This is a genomic window from Halomonas sp. 18071143 (assembly GCF_019211725.1).
Taxonomy (GTDB): domain Bacteria; phylum Pseudomonadota; class Gammaproteobacteria; order Pseudomonadales; family Halomonadaceae; genus Vreelandella; species Vreelandella stevensii.
The window spans coordinates 2,986,027-2,997,452 of the sequence record NZ_CP078120.1; the positions used below are offsets into that span (position 1 = coordinate 2,986,027).

Annotated in this window: 10 protein-coding genes; 1 reads left to right on the forward strand and 9 read right to left on the reverse strand. The window is 59.5% G+C overall.

Features of this window, described 5'->3' with window-relative positions; genetic code table 11:
* Nucleotide 1 precedes the first annotated feature (1 nt).
* The 8 genes from KVY02_RS14050 to KVY02_RS14085 all read right to left on the reverse strand — a co-directional run bounded on the left by KVY02_RS14050 (nt 2) and on the right by KVY02_RS14085 (nt 9,512).
* Entirely contained in the window at nt 2–1,294 is a 1,293-nt protein-coding gene (locus tag KVY02_RS14050) for a restriction endonuclease subunit S (RefSeq protein WP_081137369.1), read from the reverse strand.
* Nucleotides 1,291–3,684: an HsdM family class I SAM-dependent methyltransferase gene (locus KVY02_RS14055; protein WP_218313745.1), complete on the reverse strand. Its 2,394-nt coding sequence runs from the start codon at nt 3,682–3,684 to the stop codon at nt 1,291–1,293. The genes KVY02_RS14050 and KVY02_RS14055 overlap by 4 nt, the downstream gene beginning before the upstream one ends.
* A 144-nt stretch (nt 3,685–3,828) precedes the next feature.
* The gene (locus KVY02_RS14060) at nt 3,829–3,981 is read right to left on the reverse strand and encodes a hypothetical protein (RefSeq protein ID WP_016914799.1); all 153 of its coding nucleotides are present in this window, start codon (nt 3,979–3,981) and stop codon (nt 3,829–3,831) included.
* Nucleotides 3,978–4,238: a hypothetical protein gene (locus KVY02_RS14065; RefSeq protein WP_081195385.1), complete on the reverse strand. Its 261-nt coding sequence runs from the start codon at nt 4,236–4,238 to the stop codon at nt 3,978–3,980. The genes KVY02_RS14060 and KVY02_RS14065 overlap by 4 nt, the downstream gene beginning before the upstream one ends.
* Nucleotides 4,239–4,302: 64 nt before the next feature.
* Nucleotides 4,303–5,880 (reverse strand): glutamine-hydrolyzing GMP synthase, encoded by a 1,578-nt coding sequence (gene guaA, locus KVY02_RS14070; protein WP_144982144.1) that lies wholly within the window; start codon nt 5,878–5,880, stop codon nt 4,303–4,305.
* Between the two features lie 88 nt (nt 5,881–5,968).
* Nucleotides 5,969–7,438, reverse strand: coding sequence for an IMP dehydrogenase (gene guaB, locus KVY02_RS14075; protein WP_218313746.1), 1,470 nt, complete (start codon nt 7,436–7,438; stop codon nt 5,969–5,971).
* Between the two features lie 162 nt (nt 7,439–7,600).
* Complete coding sequence (locus KVY02_RS14080; RefSeq protein WP_039183500.1) at nt 7,601–8,287, reverse strand: phosphate signaling complex PhoU family protein; 687 nt, start codon at nt 8,285–8,287, stop codon at nt 7,601–7,603.
* A gap of 25 nt (nt 8,288–8,312) precedes the next feature.
* Nucleotides 8,313–9,512, reverse strand: a complete 1,200-nt coding sequence (locus KVY02_RS14085; protein ID WP_232710697.1) for a Na/Pi cotransporter family protein — start codon at nt 9,510–9,512, stop codon at nt 8,313–8,315.
* A 228-nt stretch (nt 9,513–9,740) separates the two neighbouring features.
* Between KVY02_RS14085 and xseA the strand changes: the two genes are divergently transcribed.
* Nucleotides 9,741–11,084 carry an exodeoxyribonuclease VII large subunit gene (xseA, locus tag KVY02_RS14090; RefSeq protein WP_218313747.1) on the forward strand — a complete coding sequence of 448 codons (1,344 nt, stop codon included), beginning with the start codon at nt 9,741–9,743 and terminating at the stop codon, nt 11,082–11,084.
* A gap of 14 nt (nt 11,085–11,098) precedes the next feature.
* On the opposite strand, the gene KVY02_RS18365 is transcribed toward xseA, so the two are convergent.
* On the reverse strand, nt 11,099–11,233 hold the full coding sequence (locus KVY02_RS18365; RefSeq protein WP_254893829.1) for a hypothetical protein: 135 nt from the start codon (nt 11,231–11,233) through the stop codon (nt 11,099–11,101).
* Nucleotides 11,234–11,426: the final 193 nt, after the last annotated feature.

An 11,426-nucleotide genomic window follows, 5' to 3' on the forward strand; every position in this document is an offset into this window, starting at 1 on the left:
CTTAACTGACCTTGATTTTGCCCGTCACCGCCGCGTTGATCAGGCTCGTTTTGTATTCCTTGAGCGTAGCAATCTGATCTTGCTTGATTGAAATGGCGTAGCTGACTTTCTCTGAAATCTGCTCAGAATACTGAATGATTTCTTTCTGCTCCGCCAGCGGCGGGAGGGTAGTCATCAAGTCTCGAAAATCATCCCAGTAGAGGCGTTTTCGGAAATCTGCGATACCCTTGGAGGCAGCATCCATTTGCCGGATAAAGTTTGGAGTTCGGTATAGGAGTTCAAAGTAATCGCCTGCTAGGTAATCCACCGGGCGTGCAACCACGTAAGCAGGACTGACCATACCGTGAGTATGCACCGCTCCAATGCCGCCCTGCCATGCACGCATCATGTTGTAGGCGATATCGCCTGGCAGAACTTCCATATAAGAGCTGCGGTTTTCGATCTTCACAATAGATCGGATGTTCTCTTCCTCAGACAGCTCCTCCTTCGAAACGCCGCTGTGGATTGAGACGGAAAGCACCGGAAGATCAGCATTGCCTGGCTGTTTGATTTCCCGAAAGAGCGCAAAGTTACGGTGTACCTTCCAGTGAGCAGGAATCTCCCCAATCCAATCGATGCCGCTGTCTTTCATGGGCACGTCAGGGTTAAGGCCACGAGTGACGGCCTGCTGAATCAGGATCTGCCGACGCTCGCGCAAGAGCTTGATTTGCGCTTCCTTGATTCGTACTGCCTGGTCGATTTTGGCGGATTTGTTATCCAGAAATGCGGCGATGGCGCGTTGCTCGGGGAGTGGCGGCAATATTAACGGAATTTGCCGCATACGGGGTTGGTTTAGATCCCACTGTCCGATGCGAACGCCATCTGAGGCTGAGCCGAAGTAAGAGACGTAGAGCTTGCTACGAATCGCAATGTTAAAGAAATGCGGATCGACTTCGCGAGTAAAGTCAAAAATGAAATAAGCAGGGCTGACAATTCCAGTATGCGCGGACACACCATAGGAGCCCTGCCACGCCTTCATCTTGTTCATGCCGAACTGCCCCTTGCGCAACACCTTGTAGCCGCTCAGGTCATCCGGAATAAAATTGTGGTTGCTGTCCTGATCTTCGATGTCGCGTTTGATGACCCCCTGTTCTCGGGTGATTGAGAGGAGAGGCAACTCGGGCTGGTTTTTCTCCGATACCGCATTCAGCATGGAGCCCAGCTTCTCAACATTCCAGTGGACCGGGATATAGCCGACCCAGTTGAAGCCCGAGTATTTGAAGCTGTCGTATTTAGAGTAAGCCGCTATGTTCATTCTGCTAATTCCAGCTTGGTCGCGATCTCAACGCCGAGAATATCAGCAATCAGCCCATCGGCCTGCTTTTCCAGTGCCAAAATATCCCGCGTTACCTCTTCCAGACTCCGCAGTGGCTTGTGGCGATAGAAATACTTGTTGAAGCTGATCTCATAGCCGATCTTCACGGAGTCGAGGTTGATCCAGGCTTCTTTAACGTGCGGCTTCACCTCGGCTTGAAAATAGCGGTGGATGCTGTCCTTCAGCGGCACGCTTTCCGCATCGCGCAAGTCGGTGGCGCTTTCATAGGTCAGGTAGCTGCCATCGCCCTGACGGTAGTAGCCGAAGTCCGAAAGTGCTTCCTCTGTACAGCCGTAGCGCTCGGTCAGGCCTCTCACACCCTCTTTCGAGAGCGAGTAGCGCTTGTCGATCACCTTGTGCGCCTGTTCGTCGTACCAGCTTACGGCGTTCAGCAGCGCGGTTTTCTCTCCAGCGGTTAGCTTGATCTTCTGCGCCTTGAGCGTTTTGCTGACGGCCTCGCGGAAGGCGTTGAAGTCATCGGCCTCTTGCGTGCCGATCTGCTCCATCAAGGCGGTGGCGGCATCATGCAGATCGCGCAGCTTGAGCCAGTAGCGGGTATCGGTCAGTTTGCCGCGCTGCTTGGCGTTCAGGGTCATGCCCTGCTCCTCGCACCAGGCGGCAATGGCTTTGGCTTCGCCTTTCAAAAAGCCTGGTTCGTAAACCTTGTCGCCGTGGGTTTCCCACAGCCACTCCATCGGCTCGCGCAGTGATTTATCGAAGCGTAGCGGTGCGATGCGCTCGGCGCTGAAACCGGCGCGTCGGCGGTCGGGGCGCTCGATAGTGACCTTGTAGTAACCGAAGTCGTCGTTATCGAACACCTGCACGGCGATGCCCTGCGGGTCGTTGTTGGCGTCGATTTCCCGCTCGATGGGGGCGAAGTCTAGGTAGGCGTTAGTGATCGTTTCTATATGCTCGGGCGCAAATTCGCAGTTCTTGTCGCCCAGGTTCTTGCGCAACTTGCGGTAGAGCAGGTTGGCGTCGATCAGTTGGACACGCCCTTTTCGGGCTTCCGGCTTGGCGTTGGTCAACAGCCAGATATAGGTGGTGATACCGGTGTTGTAAAACAGGTTGTTCGGCAGCTGGATGATGGTATCCAGCATGTCGTTTTCGATGATGTAGCGGCGGATGTTGGATTCGCCGCTACCCGCGTCGCCGGTAAACAGGCTGGAGCCGTTGTGAACGGAGGCGATGCGCGAACCAAGCGGGCTGGTGCCCGCAGGCTTCATCTTGTTGACCATCTCCATCAGGAACAGCAGCTGGCCATCCGAGGAGCGCGGGGTGGCGTCTACGGTCTCTTTATTTCCCCAATAATCCGCCAACTCCACCTGAAAGCGAGGATCGATGACATCCTTGCCGTCCTTGATGTACTTGACCTCGCTGCTCCAACTCTTGCCGTAGGGCGGGTTGGAGAGCATGAAATCAAAGCGTTCGGCGGAAAACTCATCGCTGGAGAGCGTGGAGCCAACGCGGATGTTCTCGGGGTTGTTACCCTTGATCATCATGTCCGATTTACAGATCGCGTAGGTCTCGTCGTTGATCTCCTTGCCGTAGAGATAGACGTCGCCGCTGGCCTTGATCAGGCCTTCCGGGTTCTTGATGTAGTTCTGCGCCTCGGTCAGCATGCCGCCCGAGCCACAGGCCGGATCATAAATCGTCATGAGCGGGGGAAGCCGATCCTTGATCGGGTCGAACATCAGGTGCGTCATGAGGTGGATCACCTCGCGCGGCGTGAAGTGCTCCCCCGCTTCTTCGTTGTTCTCTTCGTTGAACTTGCGAATCAGCTCTTCGAACACGTAGCCCATGCCGAGATTCGAGAGCCCCGGCAGGGTGTTACCTTCGGGGTCTTCCTTGTCGTGGGGCGTCAGATTGATATAGGGCGAGACGAAGTTCTCGATGACCTCCAGCAGCACCTGCTTGTCGGCCATGTGGCGCATCTGATCGAAAAGCTTGAAGCGGCGGATGATCTCCTTGACGTTATCGGAGAAACCATCGAGGTAGTCCTCGATATTCGCCAACAGAATCTGCTGGTTGTTGGTGGCCGTGCCGTGAAGCTTCTTTAGCGTCCAATGGCTGGTGTTGTAAAACACGTAGCCGGAGGCTTCCTTCAAGGGCTCCTCATCCAGCTCTAGCGCGCCTTCGTCTTCTTTCTGGTAGCGAACCTCTTCGAGCACCGCGTCCTTGGTCGGCTCCAGCAGGGTGTCCAGGCGGCGCAACACCACCATGGGCAGGATGACATCACGGTATTTGCCGCGGACATAAATATCGCGCAGGCAGTCATCGGCAATTTTCCAAATAAAAGAGACAAGGCTGTTATGAGAAACCTGATTCATTGATGAAATGTAACCTTATGATATTTAACGCTAGCCCGATTTTTAGGGCGCATGAACTGCTGTTCGCAAGCCACTAAAAAACAGGCAGAAACAGAAAGCCCGCTCATCGGCGGGCCAAGGAAATGCGACTGCTCAACCGCTAAGCTAGCAATTCAGCTCTTTAGCCTGGTCGAGAACACGCTTCTGACGAGCGATGGCGTTATGGATGACCTTGTTACGCACGGCTTGTTTCTGCTCAGCGCTCGCATGACGCGCAAAATGCGTTAGCGGGGTAGATTTCGACACTTTATCTTTCATGACTCATCCTCGCCTGATAATAGGCTTTTCAGCTGTTCATGAGTGTAGCGCTCGGGCAGGAATGGATCAATCGAATCGATATCCGATTCCCAGTGCTGATTTGTGTGGTCGGTGTCCTTGATGACGAGGTCGAGACAGACCCTTGAGCCGAATTCTCGTTTTACTCGATTCACCACCTCTTGAACGCTGAGGAACTGCTCAATGAAGTTTTCGAGCGGAATATTACGGCCCTTAGGTATATGCGAATCATACAACAAGGCCGCTCAATCGTTGAGCGGCCTTGTTGAGTCTAGCTAACCATTACCCTAATTGGACGTAGGATCACTCCCACTCAATCGTAGCAGGCGGCTTACTGCTCACATCATAAGTCACCCGCGAAACGCCTTCCAACTCGTTGATAATCCGGTTGGAAACCTTCTCCAGCAGCTCGTAGGGCAGGTGCGCCCAGCGGGCGGTCATGAAGTCGATGGTTTCGACGGCGCGGAGCGCGATGACCCATTCGTAGCGGCGGCCGTCGCCAACCACGCCTACGGATTTCACCGGCAGGAACACGGCGAAGGCTTGGCTGGTTTTTTCGTACCAACCGGCGGCGCGCAGTTCTTCGATGTAGATGGCATCCGCATCGCGCAGAATGTCGGCGTACTCTTTCTTCACTTCACCCAGAATGCGCACGCCCAGGCCGGGGCCAGGGAATGGGTGGCGGTAGACCATATCGTAGGGCAGGCCGAGTTCGAGGCCGAGTTTGCGCACTTCGTCTTTGAACAGTTCGCGCAGCGGCTCGACGAGCTTGAGCTTCATGGTTTCCGGCAGGCCACCCACGTTGTGGTGGGATTTGATCACGTGCGCTTTGCCGGTTTTGGAGGCGGCGGATTCGATCACGTCCGGGTAGATGGTGCCCTGGGCCAGGAATTCCACGCCTTCGATCTTGCTGGCTTCGTCATCGAACACGTCGATGAAGGTGTTGCCGATGATCTTGCGCTTGGCTTCCGGGTCTTTTTCGCCGTGCAACTTCTCCAGGAACAGCTCTTCGGCGTCCACGCGGATCACTTTCACGCCCATGTGCTTGGCGAAGGTTTCCATGACCTGGTCGCCTTCGTTCTTGCGCAGCAGGCCGTTATCGACGAATACGCAGGTGAGCTGATCGCCAATCGCCTTGTGCAGCAGCGCGGCTACTACGGAGGAGTCTACGCCGCCGGAAAGGCCCAGCAGTACGTGGCGGTCGCCGACTTGCTCGCGTACGCGCTGTACCTGGTCTTCGATGATCTGGGCGGGGGTCCACAGCTTTTCGGCTTTACAGATATCCAGCACGAAGTGCTCGAGAATCCGCTGGCCTTGCAGGGTGTGGGTCACTTCCGGGTGGAACTGTACGCCGTAGAACTGCTTCTCTTCCCAGGCCATGGCCGCAATCGGGCAGCTCGGAGTAGAGGCGGTCACGGTGAAGGTGTCCGGGGCCTTGGCGACCTTGTCACCGTGGCTCATCCACACGTCCAGCAGGGCGTTGCCGGTGGCCGGGTCTACGTGGTCCTTGATGTCTTTGAACAGGGCAGTTTCGGCGTCCAGACGAATCTGGGCGTAGCCGAACTCGCGCTGGTTGGAGCCTTCCACCTTGCCGCCCAGCTGCTCGGCCATGGTTTGCATGCCGTAGCAGATACCAAACACCGGCAGGCCCATTTCGAACACGCACTCGGGGGCGCGGGGGGAGTCCAGCTCGGTGACGGATTCCGGGCCACCGGCCAGGATGATGCCGTTGGGGTTGTATTCGCGGATCTCTTCTTCGGTGATGTCGAAGGCGCGGATTTCAGAGAATACGCCGATCTCGCGCACGCGGCGGGCAATCAGTTGGGTGTACTGGGAGCCGAAGTCGAGAATCAGAATCTTGTGGGCGTGAATGTCACTCATGGCGAAGCCTCTATAACGCGGAATGCCCGCATTGGCTAAAAAGCAGACGGCGGGGCAATGCCCGCCGCCGTGTCACTAACTGCGCTGGTTAGCTCACCCGGTAGTTGGGTGCTTCCTTGGTGATCTGCACGTCGTGAACGTGAGACTCGTTGAAGCCAGCGCCGGTAATCTGTACGAACTCGGGCTTGGTGCGCATTTCCTGAATGTCGCGGCAGCCGGTGTAACCCATGGAGGCGCGCAGGCCGCCCATCAGCTGGTGAACGATGGCGCTCATCATGCCCTTGTAGGGTACGCGACCTTCGATGCCTTCCGGCACCAGCTTCTCGGCACCGGCGTCCTTGTCCTGGAAGTAGCGGTCGGCGCTGCCCTGGCTCTGCGACATGGCACCCATGGAGCCCATGCCACGGTAGGCCTTGTAGGTACGACCCTGGTACAGCTCCACTTCGCCCGGTGCTTCTTCGGTACCGGCCAGCAGGCCGCCTACCATCACGGCGCTTGCGCCAGCAGCAATGGCCTTGGCCAAATCGCCCGAGAAGCGCACGCCGCCGTCGGCAATCAGCGGAATATCGAACTCTTTCAGCGCTTCGGCTACGTTGGAAACGGCGGTGATTTGCGGCACGCCCACGCCTGCCACGATACGCGTGGTGCAGATGGAGCCGGGGCCAATACCCACTTTCACGGCATCGGCACCCGCTTCGGCCAGCGCAGTGGCGGCGGCGGCGGTGGCGATGTTGCCGCCGATCACTTGAATCTGCGGGAAGTGTTCCTTGATCCAGCGAACACGATCGATCACGCCTTGAGAGTGGCCGTGGGCGGTGTCGACGATGACCACATCGACGCCTGCTTCGGCCAGGGCCGCCACGCGGTCAGGGGTTTCCGGGCCGGTGCCCACCGCGGCGCCTACCAGCAGGCGGCCATCGCTGTCTTTGGCGGCCATGGGGTAGGTGCGGGCTTTTTCGATATCCTGGAAGGTCACCAGGCCGCGCAGGTGGAAAGCGTCATCGACGATGAGCATTTTTTCGATGCGGTGTTCGCGCATCTTGGCTTTGCTGACTTCAAGCTCGGTACCTTCCGGTACGGTGACCAGGCGCTCGCGGGGCGTCATGATATCGGCCACGCTGTCGCCCACGTTGGGCTGGAAGCGCATGTCACGCTCGGTGACGATGCCCACCAGGGTTGCGCCTTCCACCACCGGGAAGCCGGAGAAGCCGTATTCGCGGGCCATGGCCAGCAGGTCTTCCAGCTTGGCCTTGGGGCTCACGGTGACCGGGTCTTTGACGATCACGCTTTCGTGCTTCTTCACCTTGCGCACTTCCGCGGCCTGCTGGGCCATGGTCATGTTCTTGTGGATGATGCCGATGCCGCCTTCCTGGGCCATTGCAATTGCCAGTCGTGCTTCGGTCACGGTGTCCATGGCGGCAGACAGCAGGGGAATATTCAGCGAGAGGTTACGAGTCAGGCGGGTTTTGAGGCTGACATCCTTGGGCAGAATGTCGGAGAAGCCAGGAACGAGAAGTACGTCATCGAACGTAAGCGCTTCTTGGGCCATACGTAGCATAGCGGCAACACCCAATGTAAAGTGGGAAGATGGGGCGTGAAAGGTTAATCGCCCATTGTAACGTTTCGAGGGCCACCCCAGCAAACCATCCTGCGATGATCTGCTGAAGGTGGCCCTCTGCGTTGGCCTGGGCGAAGCCCACTGCGGTGTGGCGCGGGCGGTTTAGTCCAGCGCGCGGTCGTCGGCTTCGCTGGGGAAGTCGAGGTCTTCCAGGCGGCCCGTCACCGCCGTGGCGATGTTAGCCAGGTGCGAGGCCACGCGCTTGTAGTGGCGCGCCAGCAGCGAGTAGGCCACAGCTTCGTGGAACTCGATGCTGTCCTCTTCCCGCAGCAGGGATTCGATCAGCTCGTCGCTAATGTGACGAATCTCCCGGGTGGCGGTGATGATGCCGTGGGCCTTTTTCTCGTCGGAGTTGCGCGTGGCCGCAATCAGCTCGCTGAACAGCCCCCGCAAGCGCTCGGAGATGCTGTCCAGGGGCTTCTGGTAACGGTCTACATGGAAGCCTTCGGTGTAGAACGCGCCCACCTCGAAGACGTTCTTGCAGTAGTCGCCGATACGCTCGGCGTCCTTGGCCACGCTCATCAACGCCAGGCAAATGGCCACGTCGTGGCCTGGGTTGACGGTCAGGTGGCGCAGCACCTTGCGGCGAATCGAGCGTTCCAGCTCGTTGACCGCCACGTCGCGCTCATACAGGGGCGTGCGTACGTCCTCGGCGGCCACGGTGCTGTACAGCACCTCGTTGGCCCGTGAGAACATCCAGGCGCCATGCTCCAGCATTTGGGTCAGGTCCGCGTAGGCCTGGTCGATGCTGGTTTCCGAGGTAAGCGCACTAAAAAGCTGTTTGAACATGGGGAAACCTCTCAACTGGCCGCGCTTAGCGCAGGCGGATAAAGAATTCGGTCAGCGTGATGCCCACCAGCGGCACGATCAGGAACACACCGATCAGGAACAGGAACGCATAGCGAATGTGCTGCCCTGCCAGGCGTCCATACCAGGTGGCAATACGCAGCGGAATGACCCGCAGCGGCCACCAGATCGCGGTGCCGGTAAGATTGAAGATAACGTGAAACAGCGCCACCGTCATCGCCGCCGCAATCGGGTTGGCGGTCGCCGCCAGTACGCTGGTCACGGTGGTGCCCAGGTTGGCCCCCATCATGAACGGCAGCACGCGGCGCAGGCGCACCACCCCGGCCCCCGCCAGCGGCACCATCAGGCTGCTGGTGATCGAGCTGGACTGCACGAGTACGGTCGAGACCACACCCACGCCGTAGGCCCGCGCATCGGTACGGAAGAAGTAGGTACGGAACAGGCCATCCATATGGCGCAGCAGCGCGCCGCGCAGGTTCTGCACCATGAACACCAGGGCAGTGAACATCAGCAGCAGGCCGATGCCTGCCACCATCAGCCCAGCGGCGGCGGTGGTGGGCATCAGCGCCGCGCCCAGCCAGTTGGCGGCATCTACCACCGGGGCGGTAATGATCTTGATAGGGCTGTTGGGGCGGGCGACTTCTTCCAGGCCAATCAGGTCCGCCAGCCAGGCGGCCAGGCGGGTGAAAATGCCGTAGCCACGCTCGTGGAACATGCCGGTCAGCCACTCCACCGGGAAGATCAGCAGTACCGTGAGGATGTTGAACAGGTCGTGCATCAGCGCCGCGGTGAACGAGCGGCGGAAGTTACGCTTGATACGCACGTTGGCCAGCGCCACGATGACGCCCGTGACGGCCGTGCCGATATTGGCCCCCATGATGGCGAACACCGCCGTGCCCAGGGTCATTTCGCCACTGGCCACCAGGGTCACGATCAGCGCCGAGGTGAACGAGGAGCTCTGCACGATCATGGTGACCAGCACGCCCGCCATCAAGGCAATGAAGGGGTTCTGGCCATAGGCGAAGGCGCGGGTCAAAAAGTCGCTGTCGCTGCCGAAGGTGCCTAACCCCGCACCCAGAACGTTCAGAGCAGCCAGGAACAGATACAAGCACAAGCCAGCGTAGATACCTCTTAGCCAGGCGGGCACTTCGTGAGGCGCTTGGCGAGCCAGCGCAGGACGATCTTGTGAAGGTCCGAGATTCGACATGAGCAATCTGCCCTGTTGGTGAACATCTAATGTGACGCTTTCGTGACACTTTTGTGTCGGCGGGCACCCTAGCATTGTTTTGTGACACTTTGATGACGTTTATCTTGCAGCGCCGCCTTCCGCGCGCATGGTACGCCAGAGAGCCCGTCAAGGCCATTGCTGTGCGCCCTGCACGTATTGTCTAATGAGCGGCCGCATCCCCGCTTTCACCCGCGACTGGAAACTCCCATGAGCGCTCCCAACGCCCCCCTGCTATCGGTCAGTCAACTCAATCTCAAGGCGCGCAAGGCGCTGGAGAACGACCTGGGCGATGTGTGGGTGGAAGGCGAGCTTTCCAACGTGTCGCGCCCGGCGTCCGGGCATATCTACTTCACGCTGAAAGATGACCGCGCCCAGGTGCGCTGCGCGCTGTTTCGCCAGCGGGCGCGGTTCGTATCGGCCCCCATGCGCGATGGCGACCAGGTCAAGCTGCGCGGCCGGGTCTCGCTGTTCGAACCCCGCGGCGATTACCAGCTGATCGCCGACGCCGTGCAGGCCGCGGGGCTGGGCGAACTGCTGGCAGCCTACGAGCGCCTGAAGGCGCAGCTGGAAGGCGAAGGGGTATTTGCCAACGCCCGCCCACTGCCCTTTCCGCCACGCAAGCTGCTGATTCTGAGCTCCGCCAGCGGCGCCGCCATCCGCGATGTGCTGGCGGTGTTGGCAGCGCGCTGGCCATTGGCCGACGTGACGCTGATTCCCGTGCCGGTACAGGGCGCAGAAGCGGCCCCGGCGATGATCTCTGCCCTGGCGCTGCTCAACCGCCAGACGCGGCTCGACCCCGCCCAGGATGCGGTGCTGATCACCCGAGGCGGCGGCAGCCTGGAAGACCTGTGGGCGTTCAACAACGAGCACTTGGCCCGGGCCATCTTCCACTCCCGGTTGCCGGTGATGTCTGCCGTGGGCCATGAAGTGGATGTCACCCTGGCGGATTTCGCCGCCGACATGCGCGCCCCCACCCCTTCCGCCGCCGCCGAGCGGCTGGTGCCCGACCAGCACGCCCTCAAGCGCCAGCTTCGGCAAGTCGAACAGCGCCTGCAGCGCGCCCTGCAAACCCGCCTGGAGCGCGATAGCCAGCGGCTGGACGCCCTGCACGCTCGGCTCCGCCACCCGGGAGAGCGGCTGGCCCACCAGCGCCAGCACCTGCAAGCCCTTACCCAGCGGCTAGGGCGCGCCATGCAGTTCACGCTAAGCCAACAGCAGCGCCAGCTTGGCCAGCTCGGCCGTCGGCTGGCCAGCCAGGACATGGCCCGGCTGCACCGGGCAGAAAGCGAGCGCATCGAACGCCTGCAACGCCGCTTGGCCAGCGCCATGCAGCGCCAGCTCGAAGCGCGCCAGGCACGCCTACACAGCGCCGCCCGGGCACTCAACGCGGTCAGCCCGCTGGCAGTACTAGGCCGTGGCTATGCCATCGCCCAGGACGAACAAGGCCAGATCGTGCGCCGCGCCCAGGATACTCAGCCAGGCCAGCTGCTCAAATTGAAGCTGGGTGAGGGGCGATTGAACGTGGAAGTAAAACGGCGCTATCAGAAATAGCGCCGCACTGGTGATTACTTTTTGTCCGATGACTCGTCCGGGGAAGGATTGACGTGATGGGTATCCGGCATCGGGTTGGCGTCGTCGTGATGATCGTCGCGCTGGTCTTTTTTCTGCTCTTGCTTCTGGTCGTGTTTATCCGGGGACATGCTACCTCCTGATCCTTGGTGGTGTGTGTTGCCTCCCTCACTATAGCCGCTCCCCACCCGCTTGCCATGAAGGCCGCACCGCAGGGCCGTGCAATGCCCAGCCTGGTTTTCAGGCTTCTCTTTCCAAAGCAGCGAGTTACCCCCTTCCAGGCCCGTTTGGCATCCACTCATGCAGTGTTTAAATAGCATTTAT

What these genes read in the sequence shown, in the direction of transcription:
- KVY02_RS14050 (WP_081137369.1), bottom strand. Translation starts at nt 1,294, where the DNA reads ATGAACATAGCGGCTTACTCTAAATACGACAGCTTCAAATACTCGGGC.
- KVY02_RS14055 (WP_218313745.1), bottom strand. Translation starts at nt 3,684, where the DNA reads ATGAATCAGGTTTCTCATAACAGCCTTGTCTCTTTTATTTGGAAAATT.
- KVY02_RS14060 (WP_016914799.1), bottom strand. Translation starts at nt 3,981, where the DNA reads ATGAAAGATAAAGTGTCGAAATCTACCCCGCTAACGCATTTTGCGCGT.
- guaA (WP_144982144.1), bottom strand. Translation starts at nt 5,880, where the DNA reads ATGAGTGACATTCACGCCCACAAGATTCTGATTCTCGACTTCGGCTCC.
- guaB (WP_218313746.1), bottom strand. Translation starts at nt 7,438, where the DNA reads ATGCTACGTATGGCCCAAGAAGCGCTTACGTTCGATGACGTACTTCTC.
- KVY02_RS14080 (WP_039183500.1), bottom strand. Translation starts at nt 8,287, where the DNA reads ATGTTCAAACAGCTTTTTAGTGCGCTTACCTCGGAAACCAGCATCGAC.
- KVY02_RS14085 (WP_232710697.1), bottom strand. Translation starts at nt 9,512, where the DNA reads ATGTCGAATCTCGGACCTTCACAAGATCGTCCTGCGCTGGCTCGCCAA.
- xseA (WP_218313747.1), top strand. Translation starts at nt 9,741, where the DNA reads ATGAGCGCTCCCAACGCCCCCCTGCTATCGGTCAGTCAACTCAATCTC.
- KVY02_RS18365 (WP_254893829.1), bottom strand. Translation starts at nt 11,233, where the DNA reads ATGTCCCCGGATAAACACGACCAGAAGCAAGAGCAGAAAAAAGACCAG.